Below are 18780 nucleotides of genomic sequence, written 5' to 3' on the forward strand. Positions count from 1 at the left end.
CTTATAGCCACTATATAGCAAGCACAATTCATCAACGCAGAGGAACCCTTATGTATCAGACGGAACGCGAGTATCTGGCAAACTATCGCATCCACAATTACGACATTCCTCTGCTTTCCATTGATATCGCCATTTTTACGCTGATTGCAGGCAGGCTCCACATTCTGATGGTAGAACGAGGTTCCTTTCCCTGTAAGGGGATGTGGGCGCTGCCGGGGGGCTTTATCAATAAGCAGTTGGACGAAGACCTGCACGCCTGCGCGCTGAGAAAGCTTAATGAAAAAACCGGCGTGACTATATCAACGACAGCGCCGCACTTAGAGCAGGTAGAAACCGTCGGCAACGCAGAGCGAGATCCGCGCGGCTGGTCGGTCACTACGTTGTATATGGCGCTGATCCCCTACGCGCAGGCGAAAGGGTTTACCGATACCGTCACCGATGCCCGCTGGTGGCCCTTTGATGAAGCCAAAGCGCAGACGCTCGCCTTCGACCATGCGCTGCTTCTGGATAAAGCTCGCACTCGCCTGAGAAACAAAACCGCCTATACGGTGCTGCCCATCCACGCTATCAGCGCGCCCTTTACCCTGACCCAGCTACAGCAGGCGTTTGAAGAGCTGCTGGAAAAGCCGATTGAGAAAAAGTCGTTCCGCCGCCGCATCCTCTCCGCCGATCTGCTGGAAGAGGCGGGACAGGGGCTGCCGGAAGGAGGATTGGGAAGGATAGCCACCCTGTATCGGCCCGCGCCGGGGTGTGGGGAGCATACGTTTGTTTGGAGCTTGGGGTGAAAAGCGCTCAATAAAAAATCCGGCTATGCTTCTAAAAAACATAGCCGGATTTACTTCTTTACTACTTTGCCACTGTCTTACTTTCTTTCTTTTTTAAATACCTGTTACTCCACCGTCACCGACTTCGCCAGGTTGCGAGGCTGGTCTACGTCCGTTCCCTTAATCAGGGCAACGTGGTAGGAGAGCAGCTGCAGCGGGATGGTGTAGAAAATCGGCGCGGCGATTTCTTCCACGTGCGGCAGCGGGATAATCGTCATGCCTTCACCGCTGACAAAGCCCGCGTTCTCTTCGGCAAACACGTACAGCTGGCCGCCGCGCGCGCGCACCTCTTCGATGTTGGACTTCAGCTTTTCCAGCAGCTCGTTGTTCGGCGCCACTACGATAACCGGCATGTCGGCGTCAATCAGCGCCAGCGGGCCGTGCTTCAGTTCGCCCGCCGCATAGGCTTCCGCGTGAATATAGGAGATCTCTTTAAGCTTCAGCGCCCCTTCCATCGCAATAGGGTACTGATCGCCGCGCCCGAGGAACAGCGCGTGGTGCTTCTCGGAGAAGTCTTCCGCCAAAAGCTCGATGGACTTTTCCAAAGAAAGCAGCTGGTCGATGCGGTTCGGCAGCGCCTGCAGCGCGTGCACGATCTCTTTTTCCTTCTGCTCGCTCATGCCGTGCAGGCGGCCAAAGCGGGCCACCAGCAGCAGCAGGACGGTAAGCTGAGTGGTGAACGCTTTGGTCGACGCTACGCCGATTTCGGCGCCGGCGCGGGTCATCAGCGCGATGTCCGATTCGCGCACCAGCGAGGAGCCGTGTACGTTGCAAATGGCCAACGAGCCCAGATAGCCAAGCTCTTTAGACAGGCGCAGCGCCGCCAGCGTGTCGGCCGTTTCTCCTGACTGGGAAAGCGTTAACAGCAGGCTGCCTTTGCGCACCGCGGGCTTGCGGTAGCGGAATTCGGAGGCTATTTCAATGTCGCACGGCACGCCGGCGACCGCTTCAAACCAGTAACGGGCCACCATGCCCGCGTGGTAAGAGGTGCCGCAGGCGACGATTTGAATATGCTGAACCTTTTCCAGCAGCTCGGTCGCCGACGGGCCAAGCTCTTCCAGCGAAACCAGCCCGTGGCTGATGCGCCCTTCAAGGGTGTTTTTAATCGCCAGCGGCTGCTCGTAAATCTCTTTTTGCATGTAGTGGCGATAGATACCCTTATCGCCCGCATCGTACTGGCTGGTGGACTCTACCGCCGGGCGGTCAACCAGCGTGCCCTGCTTGTCAAAAATCGTCACGGAGCGGCGGGTCACTTCAGCCACGTCGCCCTCTTCCATGTAGATAAAGCGGCGGGTTACCGGCAGCAGCGCCAGCTGATCGGAGGCGATAAAGTTTTCGCCAAGGCCCAGGCCTATCACCATCGGGCTGCCCGAGCGGGCGGCGACCAGAACGTCCGGATTGCGCCTGTCGACGATCGCCGTACCATAGGCGCCGCGCAGCACCTTCAGCACGCGCTGCACCGCTTCCAGCAGGCTTAGCTCTGCGTGGTTCTTCAGCTCTTCGTGCACTAAGTGGGCGATTACTTCGGTATCGGTTTCAGAGGTGAACACGTAGCCCTTTTTCATCAGCTCGTCGCGCAGGGTCTCGTAGTTTTCAATAATGCCGTTGTGCACAACGGCGATAAAGCCGGACTCGTGCGGGTGGGCGTTCGTTTCCGACGGCTCGCCGTGGGTTGCCCAGCGGGTGTGGGCGATGCCCGTTCCGCCCGACAGAGGATACTCGCTCACTGCGTCGCTCAGGCACTTAACCTTACCCAGACGGCGAACCCGCTGCAGGTGGTTTTCACCGTCAATCACCGCCAGGCCGGCGGAGTCGTACCCGCGGTATTCCAGACGGCGTAAGCCTTCCAGCAGAATTTCCGCTACGTCTCGCTGCGCTACTGCACCAACAATTCCACACATCGTTTCTATTCCTGATTTAAGAGATCGGTCTACCGATCCCTGCGATGCCTTTGACCTACGTACGTTAAAGTAAACGTGCCGGATTTTCCGACGTCCCCGAGCCTTGTAGAGAATGGGGATTATTGCCCGTCGCTATGCGGGCTTTTATAAGTTTAAATCTGCTTTTACTTCTTCTTCACCGGCCGCTGCCAGCCGGTGATGTGGCGCTGTGCGACCCGGCTTATCACCAGTTCGTTTTCGCCCACGTCTTTCGTTACCGTCGTACCCGCGCCGATGGTCGCCCCCTTGGCGACGCTAACCGGCGCCACCAGCTGGGTGTCGGAGCCGACAAACACGTCGTCGCCGATAACGGTTTTAAACTTGTTGGCGCCGTCGTAATTGCAGGTGATAGTGCCGGCGCCGATGTTGACCCGATCGCCGATATCCGCATCGCCTAAGTAGGAAAGGTGACCGGCTTTGGAGCCTTTACCCAGACGCGCCTTTTTCATTTCAACGAAGTTGCCGACGTGCGCCTCATCCTCAAGCTCTGCGCCAGGGCGCAGGCGGGCGAACGGCCCAACGGTACAGCCGAGGCCGAGAACGGCGTCTTCAATCACGCTATAGGGGCTGATAACGCTGTCGTCGCCAATCACGCAGTTTTTCAGCACGCAGCCGCTTTCAATCCGCACGCGGTCTCCGAGCACGACTCGACCCTCAATAATTACGTTGGTATCAATCACGACGTCGCGACCATGGACCAGCTCGCCGCGCAGGTCGAAGCGAGCCGGATCGATAAGCATCACGCCTTCCAGCAGTAGGCGCTCGGCCTGCTCGGCCTGATAAATGCGCTCAAGGCGGGCAAGCTGGAGACGGTTGTTAACCCCTTCGGTTTCGCTGACGCGGGCCGGATGCACCGCCTCAATGCGGCGGCCTTCGCGATGGGCCAAGCCGATAATGTCGGTAATGTAGAATTCACCTTGAGCGTTGTTATTGTCCAGCTGGCTCAGCCAGCGCTTCATGTCCGCCCCGTTGGCGACCAGAATGCCGGTGTTGATTTCGTTAATTTTGCGCTGCTCGTCGCTGGCGTCCTTGTGTTCAACGATGCTAACCACTTTATCGCCTTCACGCACGATGCGGCCATAGCCGGTCGGATCGTCAAGCTTCACCGTTAAAAGGCCTATGCCGCCTTCGGGCTTGGCGTCCACCAGCCGACGCAGCGTTTGTTCAGAAATCAGCGGCCCGTCGCCGTACAGCATCAGAATATTTTCATCGTCGGCAAAGTAGGGCGCGGCCTGCTGCATGGCGTGGCCCGTTCCCAGCTGCTCGGCCTGTAAAACCCAATTAACCGGCTGCCCGGCCAGCGTTTCTTTCATCACGTCGCCGCCGTGGCCGTAAACCAGATGAACCTGCTTTGCCCCCAGTTTGGATGCCGTATCGATAACGTGCTGCACCATCGGCTTACCGGCCAATAAGTGTAGAACTTTAGGAAGATCGGAATACATGCGAGTGCCTTTACCGGCGGCGAGAATGACTACGCTGAGCTGAGAATTGGACATAGACAACCTGTAAATAAATTGAACTGGCGAAAGTAAACCTTTTTGGCGATAAAAATGCTACTTATTTTTAATCATGAAACGCGCTCAGCCCTTGTTCCATAAGGGCTGATAAAAAAACGACAATTCAGCGAAATCCGCAAAAAAACTGTCTGCGTTCGGAGACAGATTTTTGCCCCCGAATCGGCCAAACGGCGCGCGTTATTCCACGGGGTTACCCCTTATTTCTTATCAAATAAAAAGTTGCTATTAAAATAGTGACTATTGCCGCTTCAGGCGCTCCACGGCCAAGTCGAAAGCCAAGCACTGTAAGTTCGGCGTATGGTTAATCAATGCCCTGTGGGTTCTTGCCTGACTGACGTACACAAAGCTTTCCCCCCACGGCTGGTGGTGAGCGTCGCGAACGACGGGGCCACAGCGTTCGTCAAGCAGCCTGCTCAAAGGCAAGTGGTCGTCGCCTGGTTCGAGAAGCGACGAAGCCCTATCGGGATAGCAACGTTTTATCTCTTTCGCTTCAAGATGCCAGACGTTGTCGTCATAAACGGCGGTTTTTACCGCCAGATTGTTATCGCTCAGGAACCAAACCTGAGGCACCGGAGATTGATAAGCGTCCGCGCCCTGTACCCAGGATGCAAACTCCCGGGCGCTCTGCAAATTCCCCGCCAGCGCAGCCCTGGTGCGAGCGGCGACGGGAGAAACGCCGTTGCCCGTTTCACGATAGGGCCCCATGCGGTAAGCCTTCCAACATTCGGGATCGTAAATATCAAACGACGGCAGCGGATTGCCTTTGCCGTCTACCGCCGAAAAGTCCGACGGCAGCAGCTGATAGGCGCTGGGATAGCTGGCAATATCGTCCGCCGTGAAGCCGTGGAAATATCGGCTTGCCGGGTAATACCCGGTCATCATCATCGACAGCGCATGATAGGTTCCTCGCCATGGAGGGCCAAACGCGTACCACTTGGCTATCCGACGGCGGTTTTCCTCCGTGGTGGTGGCAAGCCAATAGCGTACCGCCAGATTTGACGCCGACTGGCCGATAAGAATAACTTCCTGCTCGGGGCCAAACAGCGCGGCAATGCGCGAAAGCTCCTCATCCAGCCTAAGAGCCAGATGGCGGTGATCGGCCCGCCAGTCGTGGCCGACAAAAAACAGGTCTCTCCCTTCCCTATACCCCAGAGCCGCTTCGAGCACCAGCTTAAGCTCTGCGGTAACCAGCGTGTGCACCAGCCCCGGCACGATGGTAAAGGCATGCAGCTGCTCATTGGCCAACACCCGCGCGCGGTGAACGTCGCTGTCTTCATACTCATAGCCCGCGTGCTCGGGCCGATTGAAAAACACGCCGCGATAGTCGCCCCAGGTTTGCACTCGCTGCTGCCGGTCGTACAGCTTGGTGCCAAGAATGCCCGGCAGATACAAAACGGGCAGATTTTCGCCCTTTTTATTCAGGCCGGCGCGCTTAAGCCGCTGGGCAATAATTTGCCCTCGCGCCAGCGCATAGCCCCAGTTTATCGGCATAATTAGCGCCCTTGCAGCGGATGGAAGGTAATCGGTACGTCTTCGCTGGTGCCCTGCGTCTGCTCAGCGCTCATTACCGGGAAGTGGGCGCGGTCGTAGACTTCAAATAGCCGAATGTCGCTCTTTTCAGGGTGATAAAGCCGGATCCCTGCGGCCCTGTCGTCGCTTTTAGACAGCATAAAGCGGGCGCAGCCGTTCATTCCCACCTCCCCCACCGGCTGGCCGTCTGAAGAGATGAACTGGTAATAGAGCGTGGCTCCTTCATCTTGCTCAATATGGCACGCCTGTATGGCGCCGCGAAACATATGGGTTGAGCAGGAGAGGTCGGCCGGGATGCGAATACCTTCAGAGAGGGGATTTTTATCCCCCCAGGGAAGAACGATGGGTGAACGCTTGCCGCAGTTCGGGCAGCCGCCGTCTTTAAGAAACGAATGAGCCACCAGCCCGTTGCGCTTCACCCATTGGGTCTGGCAGTCCGGACAGTAGCTGTTGGCGCTGTCCGTGCCGTATACGTTCCCCAAATAGACATAGCGCATGCCGTCGGCCAGCGCGTTAACTCTCGCCTGCTCAAGGAAGGGGATCGAGGTGCGTTCAACGTCGGTATAGCGATAGTCGGGGTGAAAGCGAACGTAGTGCAGTGGAATCTCGTCATCCAGATGGTTCAACATCCAGTCGGACACCCGGCGGCTTTCCGTCAGGCTGTCGTTGCGCCCGGTGACGCACAGGTTGGATATTTCCAAATGCGGGCCGCTGCCGCCCTTTCTTGCGTCATAGACCTGCTTGATGCCGTCTAAAATGGGCGCAAGCCTGCCGCCGGTATGCTTGCGGTAGAAGCTGTCCTGCATTGATTTGAGCGAAATGCTGAAAATATCCATTACGCCCAGCAGTTCATCAATGCCCTTTTCGCTGATATAAAAGGCGCTTTTATAGAGGTTTTTAAGCCCGCGCTCGCGCCCAAGCTTCGCCGTTTCCATCACGAATTCGTGCCAAACGACCGGATCGTTATAGGTCCACGACAGTACGCGGATATTGTGCTTGAGGGCATAGTTCACCACGTCTTCCGGGCTGTAGTACATCACGTTGTCGTCCTGAACGTAGCGCGCCTGGCTGGTGGTCCAGTTTTGGCAGAAGTCGCAGTGCAGCATGCAGCCGATATTGCCCAAAGAGAGGATTTTCTCCCCCGGCGCATAGTGGTAAACGGCCTCGGTCTCGATACTTTCCTGCGTCATGGGGACCGACTTGCCGTAGTTCAGGCTAACGAGCGAACCGTTTTCATTGCGGCGCATGCGGCAGGTTCCGGTGCGGCCCGGGATAATTTTGCACGAACGCGGGCAAAGCTCGCAGCGAATGGCGTTATCCGCTAATGGGCTCCATAGCCTGGCGGGGTATCCGGTTTGCTGCCACTGTTTTCTGGCCATTATTAAGTTCCCTTTTGCTCCAGTAAATATTCTATTTATTGTCGACACGCGCAATAAAGCGCAGCCCTTTCTGCCAACGAGAAAGCGTCGGCCCTAAACGCCAGAAAAACGGCGAACCGCCGGCGGGCATGTTCGTCATATAGTGAATGTCCCCCGCGCTTTCCATATCGCTTATCAGCTTGAATCCCGGACCGAAGGTATAGGGCTTACTGACCAGCTGGCCATCGGGGCTGGACTGCGACTGGGTAAGAAAGTCGGCGTTTTGCCTGGTGGCGTGCACCGTTTCGCGGTTGCCGCCCTGATAGGGATAGCGCCCGGTCAGCAGTTTTTTTAACCATCCGGGACGCTTAATCGTGTGCTGATATTCCACCCAGGGCACCGTCATTTTTGCGCTACTGATAAGCGCTTTGTCGTACGACTCCTGTACCAGAGCGGCGACGCTTTCCTGCTCAAATCCCCACGCGGACAGGTGCTCTTTCAATATCATTATAAGATTCCAGCGGCAGCCCGGCCAAAAATCAGCGTACAGCGCTCTGGCGCCCCGCTTCAGGGCCTTCGCCAGTACGTTATCCATCAGGTGCTGGATCCACTGATCAAACAGCCGCGCGCATTCCAATTGTCGGGTATCGCCGTCCCATTGAGACAGCGGCGAATCGACGGTCAGATAGGGTAAAAGTACCGGCAGCGCCTGACGGGCGAAATAGTCCACTTTGTCGTCCTGAACGGCAGCCAGGGTCTGTGCCGTATGCTTTGACGTGGCGCGGATCAGTTCGGCTACGCGCTTTGCCCTGCTGGGAGAATGCCAGCGGTTTGACAGCGGTTGACGCCCGTTAAACAGCGCGTCGCTGTACTGGTTGGCGTATACCGCGTAGCCCTCCGGCGGATTGTGGCTTGAGGGGAGTTGGTCAAACGGCACGTAGCCCCGCCACTGATGGTCGGGATTGGTTAAGTCCATCACCAGGCTTCCCATATCGCAAAGCCGTCTTGGGATCATGCCCATCGCCTGAAGGCCGATATCGCCGTGAACGTCCGCATAGCCCACCATCATCGGCGAGTTGTTGACGCGGGAAAGGGCGTCGCGAAAGCTTTGCCAGTCGTGGCACTTGGAAAGCGCGTGAAAGGTGATGTCGCCGTCCGGTTTCTCAAGCGCAGGCCAGCGCAGAAACAGGCCGTAGTTGCCCTTTTCCATCAGCAGGCGGCCTTCAGAAAAGCCTCTGGCGATAAATTCGTGAACGCTGCCGGACTTACGGGCAATCAGCTGTTTCTCTTCGGTTAACGCCACCCAGCCGTCGGCGGTTTTCACTTTACCGGCCTCCAGGTCTATTTGGCCGAAAAACAGATCCTGATTGTCCGCCATGATGCCTACCATGCCCCAAGACGCGTGCCGGTTGCGGCCAACGATAATCCCCGGCGCGCCGGGAAAGTGCGAGCCGATGGCGTCCAGCCCTTCGTCGCTTACCAGCTTGCACAGCAGGTTAAACCCGGGGTTAACGTGCCCCATGTGCGGATCGGCCGCTAATATAGGCTTGCCGGAAGCGGTATGCCGCCCGCTGACGGCAATAACGTTGGAGCCGGTATCCGGCGACGACATGCCCAAATAGCTCAGGCCCGACAGCCCGTCTTTCAGCGCCTTTTCCACCATCGGCAGCCACTGGCCTTCGGCGTCCAGCGGCAGGGGAGATATTCGGCTTCCCTCTTCGCTAAAGGTGGTGAACAACTGTCGATGCTGCTCCTGCGTCAGCTTGCCCGCCAGTCGGGTATGAAACAGCTCATACTGCCAGGCCGAGTTGATAAAATATTTTAGCTGCGCCAGAAGGTAGGCGTCCGTTACGCTAAACGGCGCAATGCGATAGCCGAGCAGCCAGCTTTCGGCGGGCCTGGCTTTAGCGCTCTCAAGCGCGTAGTTTATGCCGTCGATATAAGACTGTACGTGCTGATACTGCTGCCCCTGCCAGGAATCGGGAGCGGCCGAGGCGTCGGTGGCTTGCGCCCGTTTCGCCAGCTCGGTTAATCCCAGCCGGCGCTGAAAAACGTCGGTTCTCAGCGCCGCGTCGCCAAGAATTTCCGCCAATCGTCCGCTGGCGACCCGCCGTGAGAGGTCAAGCTGCCACAGGCGCAGCCGGGCTGTACCGTAGCCTTGACCAAAAAAGACCGCCCTGTCGGTGTCGCCGCGTATGCACATCAGCTGGGCGTTTTCCAGTTCGACGCTCACGTTTCCCCAAGGGCTTTTTAACGTTGCTTTCATTCCCGTTTATTTAACCTTTCACTTTCTCGGCCCGATGCCGAAGGTAGTCCATCAGCTCCTGACGGGGATCGCCCGCCGACCAGCCCAGCTCTCGTTTAGCCCTTTCGGAACTGTACGTATAGGTGCTGCCATCCATAACTCTCAGCGCCTCTTTAGACAGAGGCATCGAGAGACCGAAAGCAGAAAGAGCGTCCATGGCCTGCGCAAGCCACTTAAGTGAAGAGATGCCTTTCGCGGCCGGTATTTTCTTCCCCGAGACGTTAGCCAACAGAGTGAAAATCTCCGACATAGAAAAATCCTCACCGGTAAACAGAAACGTTTGTCGCTGAATTTCCGGCGAAAGCAGCTTAGCCAATCCGTCACAAAGCCGGTCGACGCGACAGAGCTGAAAGCGGCTGGCGGTTTCCACCTGAAAGGGTATTTTTCCGTTATAGAAGGCGTCGACGGTCTGGCTCAGAATGCTGCCGTCTCCAGGGCCGAATACGCCGCCGGGAATGGCGATATTGACCGGCATGCCGAGCCGCTGGCGCTCGGCCACCAGCTCGTGGGCGATGTGTTTGGTTTCTTCATAATAGCTGCGAAAAATGCCGTTATGCCGCCAGCTTTCATTCGGCAGCTGGCCGTGCGTTTCACCCAGCGCAGCGGTTGAACTAACGTAAACCATGTGGGGAATTTCCGCCCTTTCCGCTTCGTCAAACAGCGTCTGCGTTCCCACCACGTTGGTGTAGTACATGGCGCGCCTTGCCCGGCGAGTGGCCGGCAGCCCAACGCGATAGTCGGCGGCCAGGTGCACCAGCGCCTGATGGCCCGCAAGGCGATGGCGATAGCTTTCCGGCCGGAGGAGATCTCCTACCGCTAACTCAACGCTCGGCGGCAGATCGGGGCGACCGTCTATTTTTGGTCTTTGTGCAGAACGCACCAGAAGCGTTATCCGATATCCCCGTCGGTGTAATTCATTCAGTAAATACGATCCGATAAATCCGGCTCCGCCGGTAACAAACACGTTTGACCCGCTCCCTGTCGCCGTCATTCATTTTCCTCATCAATAAAGGTCACCAGCGCCGCCAGCGTGAACACGCCGTCGCGCGGCGCAAGCGCTGAGCGCATATGCATTTTTCCAACGGGGCAGTAGCGGGTAAATCCCCCATAGCGCAGCGCGCTTTCCGTTCCCCAGTAGCCCAACGTTTGCAGCTGGCCAAACCAACGGTCGTGCGCCTGTTCCAGATGGCGGCCTACGTCTCCATAAACGATAGATATGCCCGTAGGCAGCCAAATATCGGGCGACAGTTCTCCGCTGAGCGTTACTCCCCATCCCGACGCTTCGCTGTGGCTTACTTTAAACATACCGCCGCTCAGCAGAGATTGGAAATAAAGCGCTTTTGCCTTGGCAAGCTGCCCAAGGCGCACGTCGTCGGGCAGGCGGGGAAGGGCGTCAAGGCGCGAAGCCAGCTCGTCAAACAGCCTCTCGGCCATACGCTGCTTCTCCACCACGATAAAGCGCGGGGAACTGCAAACGCCCTGCAAAAACAGGCAGACGTCCGTCAGTATGTGAGAAACAGGGGGAAGCGCGTCTCCCAGAATAGCCATTGCGCTGAGCTTAGGCCCCAGCTCGACAAGCCTGACGTGCGCAGGGGCAACGGCGCGATAGTGGCGAATCAGCGAATCGCCGCCGGCCAGCAGAACCACATCTACGCCATCAAGCAGGCGGGCGTCATCCTGACTTTGGCTTTGCCAGTCAGCTATTTCACACTCGCTTTCACTTAGATCCAGCGCCTGGCGCAGCGCCTCAAGCAGCGGCAAAGAGCCTCTGGCCTTAATTCTTATTCGACTGCCGATAAGGTAGGCGGCAAGAAAGCCTTCCAGCGTACCCAATGGATCGGTTTCAGAGATAACCAGCAGCAGCCGATAGGGCTCACGCCAAGTGCGATCGCCCAGCTCGCCGCAAAGCTTCCGTTCAAGCCAGTCAGACGATGATAGTTTTGCTATACGCGAGCGGCAAAAGGCCTGCGTGTCCGGATCATTGGAAAATAGCCAGTCACTGAATTCAACGCTTTTGAGCCAACGTTTGACCTTTACAAGCCGCGCCTGAAGCTCGTCGTTCATAGAGCCTGAGCCGCGCAGGTGCCTTCCGAAGAGGTGCTTCTGCCGATATAGCGTAAAAAGCGACCAGGAAGGCCGCAGGCGCAGCCTTCGTTCCATTCGCCAACGTCCTCAGTCAAAAGCCTGTGGGACGGCAGAGAGGCGAAGAAAGGGTTCTCCAACCGAATAAGGCCCGCTTCCCCCGCCTGCGCGCCGTATCCGCTAGCATTAATCACGGTAAATCTTGCGTACACCGGCTGGTGGAAATGGCCTTCTCGACAGCTGATGTAGTGCAGGGGATGTTCCGTCATGCCGTAAATATCGCGAATATCGACAAGGGGAGAGTCCAGCGTTTCCGCAAGCCCGGACACAATCTCTTTTCGGCTGAGGCTTTGCGTCATCCCCTTCCAACCGCCGCCGGTCAAGCCGCGAACCGGTGCGCTTAGCGTAAAGGCCTGCGGCCTGCTCAGACACAGGTGCTCAAAAAACACCGTCAGGCCAAAAATATAGATTGGCGCAGGATCGCTTGCCCAGCGTTTTAAGGTATTCCAGGCTAATTCGGTGTCTAAATGCCCCTCGTCGCTGACGGCAAATACGCATTCAGAGATCGGCGCGCAGGCGGTAAACTTTAAAAACGCCGTTGCGTACCCGGCCTTATCCCCTTTTGCCGGATCGGGAGACAGCAAAAGAAAACGGGAGGGCGTCTGGGAGACCAGGCCGTTAGCAATAAAAAGATGGGTCATTGCCCGCTGAATTCTAGACAGGCTGTGGACGTCAAAAAATACCTTTGTCTTTCGCCCGCTTCCCGTACCTGAGCTGGTCAGCCACTGCCCTTCGTCTGCGACCGGCGTCGCCAGATCGGTTGACTTAAACAGCGCAACGGGAATCGTTGGTTGAAAATGCGCGTCATAGAGCATCGCATAGGCTTCATTATGGTGGCGGTGCCAATCGTCCGCCTCCTGCATAGCAGAGAGAAAAAGTCCGTTAAGCCGCGAATCTATGGATAAATAGGGCGTATCAAAATTAGCCAATTCATCGGCCTGCGTCAAAGAAGAAGCGCTTACCCTGATATCAGACATCGTACATTCCTTAATAAACGGCGATCCAACTAATAGATTGGAGTATCTGATTATCCATAAGTTCCTGTAATAAAAGAGTGTGTAAAGGTAATGTTTTTTCTGTTTATTTAAAGAAGTCGCTTAAATAAGATAGAGATATTTCCACTTATCAGGCCTTCTTATGAAAACCACGCTGGAAGAACTTCAGGCTTTTGTGACCGTCGTCGACTGCCTTTCCATTACCAAAGCGGCAGCCAGGCTTAACCAAACGGTATCCGGCATTAGCCGCGCGCTGGGTCGGCTGGAGGATAAATTGGGAACGTCTTTGCTTAACAGAACCACGCGCAGGCTGGCCCTGACGGAAGAGGGAGAAGCGTTTCTTATCCACGCAAGAAAAATTCTTGAAGCAGTCGATGAAGCGGAAGACCACATGGCCGTTCGACGCCAGCAGCCTTCGGGCCTGTTGCGCATCAATGCGGCAGCTCCCTTTATGTCGCACTCCATCGTGCCTATCGTCGGCGACTTTTGCCGCCTCTATCCGCAGATTACGCTGGAATTGAACACTAACGATCGCTTTATCGATCTGCTGGAGCAAAAAACCGATATTGCCATTCGCATCGGCGAGCTTCAGGACTCAACGCTACACGCCAGACATCTGGGCGTTAGCCGCCGCAGGGTGCTGGCCAGCCCCGATTACCTGACGAAGTCGCCCCCGATTAATGACGTTGCCGACCTCGCCGGGCATCGGCTTTTAGGATTTGCCCACGTCGACCGGCTTAACGAATGGCCCTTTAACGACGAAAACGGGCATTTGCTGAAAATAGTTCCTACGCTTAGCGCCTCCAGCGGAGAAACCATCAGGCAGTTGGCCATCAAGGGCGAAGGGCTGGTTTGCCTTTCAGACTTCATGACCCATCAGGACAGAAAGCAGGGAGATTTGGTAGAAGTACTGCCGGAAAAGCGGGTTGACGCCATGCAGCCGATTAATGCCGTTTACTACCGCAATACCCAGCTCTCGGCGCGCATTACCTGCTTTTTGGATTTTTTGAGTGAACGGACTAAGGGGATGCTGTGATCCTATCCCTTTAGCCAACGGGTCGTTCAATCAGCCTGTAGCGCTTATTTTCAACGCCAATGACGGGAATTTGGCGATTTTTATCAAAGTAGTCATAACCAGGCTTAAGCATCATCCAGAAAGGATACTCAGGAGCATTCCGATAGCGCTCTAAGTTTTTATCCGTCATGGCGAACGGAAAAATATGAACGGGAATGCTTCGTTGCCCGCCGTCCAGCGCCTGCTCCACCAGCCCGTAAATCTCTTCAATAATAGGATCGGTCATCGCATAGCAGCCCACTGACGCGCAGCCGCCGTGGACCATAATAAAGCTGCCGGTAAAACCGTTGGCCCTATCGTAAGCGTTGGGGTAGTCGATATTAAACGAAAGATGGTAGCGGCTGTTTGGGTTAAGCAGCCCCCTATTTGTAGCGTAAAATCCTTCCGGGCTCTTGCCGTCGCCTTCGGCTTTTTTCGGACCAAGGCCGCCGGAATAGGTGCAGATAGTGTAAGTTTTATACTTATCGAACGGATGGACGCCGTCGCTGTACCACAGTTCCAGCTTGTCTTCGGCTTTGAGAATTCGGATAAACAGGCGATCGCCCGGTTGGATTTCTCTTTTTATTTGAGCCCCGTCGGGAAACGGTTCAGTGCGTTCATCCGGCATTAATCCCGCCCCTTCATCGCTTGTTACGTAACGATAGATGAAAATGGCAGCCACTGTGCACAGCAGCAGGATGAGTAACAATGGCCATCTTTTCATCGGATAATTTCCTTATTATGCCGATAAAAAAGCCGGTCTGACGTTAAGACCGGCTTTTATTACTGAAAACAAACGCAGCGCTTTACATCAGCTTCTTGGTCAATTCGATAACGCGAAGTTTCGCAATCGCCTTGCTCAGCTCGGCGGATGCCTGCGCGTAGTCGATATCACCGTGCGAATTGCGGATGTGCTCTTCCGCTTTACGCTTGGATTCCAATGCCCGAGCTTCATCAAGATCCTGCCCGCGAATAGCCGTATCGGACAGAACGGTGACGGCGGTCGGCTGAACTTCGAGAATGCCGCCCGACAGATAGATAAACTCTTCTTCACCGTCCAGCTTAACGATACGAATCAGACCCGGCTTGATGGCTGTGAGCAGGGGAATATGGCGGGGATAAATCCCCAGTTCGCCTTCACTCCCCGTCACCTGGATCTTCTGCACCTCGCCGGAAAACAGGCTGCTTTCGGCGCTGACGACGTCCAGATGGAATGTTGATACGGCCATGTAGCCCTCCTGTCAACGCTTACAGTTTCTTGGCCTTTTCTACGGCTTCATCGATAGAGCCGACCATGTAGAACGCCTGCTCAGGCAGGTGGTCGTATTCACCGCTCATGATGCCGTTAAAGCCGCGGATAGTATCCTTCAGCGAGACGTACTTGCCCGGAGAACCGGTGAACACTTCCGCTACGAAGAACGGCTGAGACAGGAAGCGCTGAATTTTACGCGCGCGGGATACCACCAGCTTATCGCTTTCAGACAGTTCATCCATACCCAGAATGGCGATGATGTCCTTCAGTTCCTGATAGCGCTGAAGAATTGACTGAACGCCGCGTGCGCACTCATAGTGCTCTTGACCCACAACCAGCGGATCCAGCTGACGGCTGGTGGAATCCAGCGGGTCAACCGCAGGGTAAATACCCAGAGAGGCGATTTGGCGGCTCAGTACGACCGTTGCGTCCAAGTGGGCGAAGGTGGTCGCCGGAGACGGGTCGGTCAAGTCATCCGCAGGAACGTATACGGCCTGAACGGAGGTGATAGACCCCGTCTTGGTAGAGGTAATACGCTCTTGAAGCACGCCCATTTCCTCAGCCAGAGTCGGCTGGTAGCCTACGGCTGAAGGCATACGGCCCAGCAGTGCGGATACTTCCGTACCGGCCAGGGTATAGCGGTAAATGTTGTCGATAAACAGCAGAACGTCACGGCCTTCATCACGGAACTTCTCCGCCATGGTCAAGCCCGTTAACGCTACGCGCAGACGGTTTCCAGGCGGCTCGTTCATCTGACCGTATACCAGCGACACCTTGTCCAATACGTTGGATTCAGTCATTTCGTGGTAGAAGTCGTTACCCTCACGGGTACGTTCACCTACGCCTGCAAACACGGAGTAACCGGAGTGCTCGGTCGCAATGTTGCGAATGAGCTCCATCATGTTTACGGTTTTACCTACGCCGGCGCCGCCGAACAGGCCGACTTTACCGCCCTTGGCGAACGGACAAATCAGGTCGATAACCTTGATGCCGGTCTCCAGCAGCTCGGTTGCGCCCGACAGGTCTTCGTAGCTCGGCGCTGCGCGGTGAATAGCCCAACGCTCTTCTTCGCCGATGTCGCCCTTCATGTCGATAGGGTGACCAAGCACGTTCATGATGCGGCCCAGCGTCGCTTTGCCCACCGGTACTTCAATCGGGTGTTCCAGATCGAGCACGTCCAGACCGCGGCTTAAGCCGTCTGAAGTACCCATCGCGATGCAGCGAACAACGCCGCCGCCGAGCTGCTGTTGAACTTCCAGAACCAGCTTGGCATCAATTTGAACTTCAAGCGCATCGTACACTTTCGGTACGGCGTCTTGCGGGAATTCGACGTCCACTACGGCGCCGATAACCTGGATAATCTTTCCAGTAGCCATCTTGAATCCTCTACGTAATTCCTAAACCAAGCCTTAAACCGCCGAAGCCCCAGAGACAATCTCGGTGAGTTCCTGAGTGATGCTGGCCTGACGCGCTTTGTTATAAACTAACTGAAGCTCTTTAATCAGCTCGCCGCCGTTGTCGGTTGCGGCCTTCATCGCCACCATTCGTGCTGCCTGTTCGCTGGCAAGGTTTTCTACAACACTTTGGTAAACCTGAGATTCTACGTAACGGCGAAGCAGCATATCGAGCAGCGGCTTCGGATCGGGTTCGTAGAGATAGTCCCAGGTCTTGCTTTTGATCTCTTCGTCTTCAGAAGGAGGCAGCGGAAGCAGCTGCCGGATTTCAGGAGACTGAGACATGGTGTTTACAAAGTGGTTGTTCGCCACAAACAGCTTGTCCAAACGCCCTTCGTCGTAAGCCTGAAGCATCACCTTCACCGGGCCAATCAGTTCAGAGACCGAGGGGCTGTCCCCCATGCCCGTGACCTGAGCGACGATGTTCGCGCCTACCGATGAAAAGAAAGAGGCGCCTTTAGAACCGATAAGCGCCAAATCGACGCTTACGCCCTTATCGCTCCACTCTTTCATTTCAGACAGCAGCTTTTTGAACAGGTTGATGTTCAAACCGCCGCACAGGCCGCGGTCGGTAGAAACGACCAGATAGCCTACGCGTTTAACTTCGCGCTCTTCCAGATAGGGATGCTTATACTCAAGATTCCCCAGCGCAAGGTGACCGATCACTTTGCGCATCGTCTCGGCATAAGGACGGCTTGCCGACATCCGATCCTGCGATTTACGCATTTTGGACGCGGCAACCATCTCCATCGCTTTGGTGATCTTCTGCGTGTTTTGAACGCTTCCGATCTTGCTACGTATTTCTTTTGCGCCGGCCATTAGATTCTCCTCATAACCTGGCGGCCCTTTCAGGCCGCAGGATTATTACCAAGACTGAGTGGCTTTGAACGTATCAAGGATAGCCTTCAGGCCGGCCTCGATTTCGTCGTTGTAACCACCGGTTTGGTTGATCTTCTCGATAAGCTCAGCGTGGTCGCGTAAAGCATAGGCTAACAGCGCCTCTTCAAAACGACCGATTTTTTCCAGCTCAACGTCTTCCAGATAGCCGCGCTCTGCCGCATAAAGCACCAGAGACTGAGCGGCGACCGACATCGGTGCATACTGCTTCTGCTTGAGAAGTTCAGTCACTTTCTGGCCGTGGCTTAGCTGCTTGCGGGTTGCATCGTCCAGGTCTGAAGCGAACTGAGAGAATGCCGCCAGCTCGCGATACTGTGCAAGCGCAGTACGGATGCCGCCTGACAGCTTCTTCATGATCTTGGTCTGAGCCGCACCGCCTACGCGCGATACGGAGATACCCGGGTTAACTGCCGGGCGGATGCCCGCGTTAAACAGGTTAGACTCAAGGAAGATCTGACCGTCGGTAATGGAGATAACGTTGGTCGGCACGAATGCAGATACGTCACCCGCCTGAGTTTCGATGATCGGCAGCGCGGTCAGCGAGCCCGTTTGCCCCTTCACTTCGCCTTTGGTAAACGCTTCAACGTACTCGGCGTTAACGCGCGCAGCGCGTTCCAGCAGACGGGAGTGGAGATAGAAAACGTCGCCCGGGAATGCTTCACGTCCTGGCGGACGGCGCAGCAGCAGGGAGATCTGGCGATAGGCGACGGCCTGCTTAGACAGGTCATCATAAATAATCAGCGCGTCTTCACCGCGGTCGCGGAAGTATTCGCCCATAGCGCAGCCGGCGTACGGAGCCAGATATTGCAGCGCGGCGGACTCGGAAGCGGAGGCAACGACGACGATGGTGTTAGCCAGCGCGTTGTGCTCTTCCAGCTTGCGCACCACGTTAGCGATAGTTGACGCCTTCTGGCCGATAGCCACGTAGATACACTTGATGCCGGAATCACGCTGGTTGATGATAGCGTCTATAGCCAGCGCGGTTTTACCGGTCTGACGGTCGCCGATGATAAGCTCACGCTGACCGCGGCCGATTGGGATCATGGAGTCAACGGCCTTATAGCCGGTTTGAACCGGCTGATCGACCGACTGACGCTCAATAACGCCTGGCGCAATCATTTCAACGGGAGAAAATCCGTCGTGCTCAACGGGACCTTTGCCGTCAATCGGCTCACCCAGCGTGTTCACTACGCGTCCCAGCAGGCCGCGGCCGACCGGAACTTCAAGAATACGGCCGGTGCACTTAACCTTCATGCCTTCAGCAAGGTCGGTATATGGACCCATAACGACGGCGCCGACGGAGTCGCGTTCAAGGTTGAGTGCGATAGCATAACGGTTGCCTGGCAGCGCGATCATTTCGCCCTGCATAACGTCGGCCAGACCGTGAATGCGGATGATTCCGTCGCTGACGGAAACGATAGTACCTTCATTGTGAGCTTCGCTCACCATGTTGAACTGAGCAATGCGTTGCTTGATCAGTTCGCTGATTTCTGTGGAATTCAGTTGCATGCT

15 protein-coding genes are annotated in these 18780 nt (G+C 56.0%); 2 read left to right on the forward strand and 13 right to left on the reverse strand.

Annotated elements, in window-relative coordinates; translation table 11 throughout:
• The first annotated feature begins 50 nt into the window (after positions 1-50).
• Positions 51-785: an NUDIX hydrolase gene (locus tag G544_RS20120; RefSeq protein WP_036023434.1), complete on the forward strand. Its 735-nt coding sequence runs from the start codon at positions 51-53 to the stop codon at positions 783-785.
• Positions 786-889: 104 nt separating this feature from the next.
• On the opposite strand, the gene glmS is transcribed toward G544_RS20120, so the two are convergent.
• The 8 genes from glmS to G544_RS0106725 form a co-directional block, all read right to left on the reverse strand.
• Positions 890-2725 (reverse strand): glutamine--fructose-6-phosphate transaminase (isomerizing), encoded by a 1836-nt coding sequence (gene glmS, locus G544_RS0106690; RefSeq protein ID WP_027273874.1) that lies wholly within the window; start codon positions 2723-2725, stop codon positions 890-892.
• Between the two features lie 164 nt (positions 2726-2889).
• On the reverse strand, positions 2890-4260 hold the full coding sequence (glmU, locus tag G544_RS0106695) for a bifunctional UDP-N-acetylglucosamine diphosphorylase/glucosamine-1-phosphate N-acetyltransferase GlmU (protein WP_027273875.1): 1371 nt from the start codon (positions 4258-4260) through the stop codon (positions 2890-2892).
• A 258-nt stretch (positions 4261-4518) separates the two neighbouring features.
• Complete coding sequence (locus G544_RS0106700) at positions 4519-5772, reverse strand: lipase/acyltransferase domain-containing protein (protein WP_027273876.1); 1254 nt, start codon at positions 5770-5772, stop codon at positions 4519-4521.
• Positions 5773-5774: 2 nt separating this feature from the next.
• A complete protein-coding gene (amrS, locus tag G544_RS0106705; RefSeq protein WP_027273877.1) occupies positions 5775-7190 on the reverse strand; it encodes an AmmeMemoRadiSam system radical SAM enzyme in 1416 nt (471 codons plus the stop codon).
• A 31-nt stretch (positions 7191-7221) separates the two neighbouring features.
• Entirely contained in the window at positions 7222-9435 is a 2214-nt protein-coding gene (locus tag G544_RS0106710) for a penicillin acylase family protein (RefSeq protein ID WP_027273878.1), read from the reverse strand.
• 10 nt (positions 9436-9445) lie between these two features.
• The gene (locus G544_RS0106715; protein WP_027273879.1) at positions 9446-10465 is read right to left on the reverse strand and encodes an NAD-dependent epimerase/dehydratase family protein; all 1020 of its coding nucleotides are present in this window, start codon (positions 10463-10465) and stop codon (positions 9446-9448) included.
• The gene (locus G544_RS0106720) at positions 10462-11634 is read right to left on the reverse strand and encodes an acyl-CoA reductase (protein ID WP_081650750.1); all 1173 of its coding nucleotides are present in this window, start codon (positions 11632-11634) and stop codon (positions 10462-10464) included. Before G544_RS0106720 ends, G544_RS0106715 begins: the two co-directional genes overlap by 4 nt.
• The gene (locus G544_RS0106725) at positions 11535-12593 is read right to left on the reverse strand and encodes a LuxE/PaaK family acyltransferase (RefSeq protein ID WP_036023436.1); all 1059 of its coding nucleotides are present in this window, start codon (positions 12591-12593) and stop codon (positions 11535-11537) included. The genes G544_RS0106720 and G544_RS0106725 overlap by 100 nt, the downstream gene beginning before the upstream one ends.
• 160 nt (positions 12594-12753) lie before the next feature.
• Here G544_RS0106725 and G544_RS0106730 point away from each other — a divergent pair, with 160 nt between their 5' ends.
• Entirely contained in the window at positions 12754-13647 is an 894-nt protein-coding gene (locus tag G544_RS0106730; protein ID WP_027273882.1) for a LysR family transcriptional regulator, read from the forward strand.
• A 10-nt stretch (positions 13648-13657) separates the two neighbouring features.
• Here the strand turns inward: G544_RS0106730 and G544_RS0106735 are convergent, their stop codons facing one another.
• From G544_RS0106735 to atpA, 5 genes are all read right to left on the reverse strand, one after another.
• Positions 13658-14389, reverse strand: coding sequence for a L,D-transpeptidase family protein (locus G544_RS0106735; protein ID WP_027273883.1), 732 nt, complete (start codon positions 14387-14389; stop codon positions 13658-13660).
• A gap of 82 nt (positions 14390-14471) precedes the next feature.
• On the reverse strand, positions 14472-14894 hold the full coding sequence (locus G544_RS0106740; RefSeq protein ID WP_027273884.1) for a F0F1 ATP synthase subunit epsilon: 423 nt from the start codon (positions 14892-14894) through the stop codon (positions 14472-14474).
• A gap of 19 nt (positions 14895-14913) precedes the next feature.
• A complete protein-coding gene (gene atpD / locus G544_RS0106745; RefSeq protein WP_027273885.1) occupies positions 14914-16293 on the reverse strand; it encodes a F0F1 ATP synthase subunit beta in 1380 nt (459 codons plus the stop codon).
• 33 nt (positions 16294-16326) lie between these two features.
• Positions 16327-17190: a F0F1 ATP synthase subunit gamma gene (atpG, locus tag G544_RS0106750; RefSeq protein ID WP_027273886.1), complete on the reverse strand. Its 864-nt coding sequence runs from the start codon at positions 17188-17190 to the stop codon at positions 16327-16329.
• 45 nt (positions 17191-17235) lie between these two features.
• On the reverse strand, positions 17236-18777 hold the full coding sequence (gene atpA / locus G544_RS0106755) for a F0F1 ATP synthase subunit alpha (RefSeq protein WP_027273887.1): 1542 nt from the start codon (positions 18775-18777) through the stop codon (positions 17236-17238).
• Between the last annotated feature and the right edge of the window lie 3 nt (positions 18778-18780).

Origin of the sequence: Leminorella grimontii ATCC 33999 = DSM 5078 (assembly GCF_000439085.1) — a bacterium.
Lineage (GTDB): Bacteria > Pseudomonadota > Gammaproteobacteria > Enterobacterales > Enterobacteriaceae > Leminorella > Leminorella grimontii.

What these genes read in the sequence shown, in the direction of transcription:
- G544_RS20120 (WP_036023434.1), top strand. Translation starts at nt 51, where the DNA reads ATGTATCAGACGGAACGCGAGTATCTGGCAAACTATCGCATCCACAAT.
- glmS (WP_027273874.1), bottom strand. Translation starts at nt 2,725, where the DNA reads ATGTGTGGAATTGTTGGTGCAGTAGCGCAGCGAGACGTAGCGGAAATT.
- glmU (WP_027273875.1), bottom strand. Translation starts at nt 4,260, where the DNA reads ATGTCCAATTCTCAGCTCAGCGTAGTCATTCTCGCCGCCGGTAAAGGC.
- G544_RS0106700 (WP_027273876.1), bottom strand. Translation starts at nt 5,772, where the DNA reads ATGCCGATAAACTGGGGCTATGCGCTGGCGCGAGGGCAAATTATTGCC.
- amrS (WP_027273877.1), bottom strand. Translation starts at nt 7,190, where the DNA reads ATGGCCAGAAAACAGTGGCAGCAAACCGGATACCCCGCCAGGCTATGG.
- G544_RS0106710 (WP_027273878.1), bottom strand. Translation starts at nt 9,435, where the DNA reads ATGAAAGCAACGTTAAAAAGCCCTTGGGGAAACGTGAGCGTCGAACTG.
- G544_RS0106715 (WP_027273879.1), bottom strand. Translation starts at nt 10,465, where the DNA reads ATGACGGCGACAGGGAGCGGGTCAAACGTGTTTGTTACCGGCGGAGCC.
- G544_RS0106720 (WP_081650750.1), bottom strand. Translation starts at nt 11,634, where the DNA reads ATGGAACGAAGGCTGCGCCTGCGGCCTTCCTGGTCGCTTTTTACGCTA.
- G544_RS0106725 (WP_036023436.1), bottom strand. Translation starts at nt 12,593, where the DNA reads ATGTCTGATATCAGGGTAAGCGCTTCTTCTTTGACGCAGGCCGATGAA.
- G544_RS0106730 (WP_027273882.1), top strand. Translation starts at nt 12,754, where the DNA reads ATGAAAACCACGCTGGAAGAACTTCAGGCTTTTGTGACCGTCGTCGAC.
- G544_RS0106735 (WP_027273883.1), bottom strand. Translation starts at nt 14,389, where the DNA reads ATGAAAAGATGGCCATTGTTACTCATCCTGCTGCTGTGCACAGTGGCT.
- G544_RS0106740 (WP_027273884.1), bottom strand. Translation starts at nt 14,894, where the DNA reads ATGGCCGTATCAACATTCCATCTGGACGTCGTCAGCGCCGAAAGCAGC.
- atpD (WP_027273885.1), bottom strand. Translation starts at nt 16,293, where the DNA reads ATGGCTACTGGAAAGATTATCCAGGTTATCGGCGCCGTAGTGGACGTC.
- atpG (WP_027273886.1), bottom strand. Translation starts at nt 17,190, where the DNA reads ATGGCCGGCGCAAAAGAAATACGTAGCAAGATCGGAAGCGTTCAAAAC.
- atpA (WP_027273887.1), bottom strand. Translation starts at nt 18,777, where the DNA reads ATGCAACTGAATTCCACAGAAATCAGCGAACTGATCAAGCAACGCATT.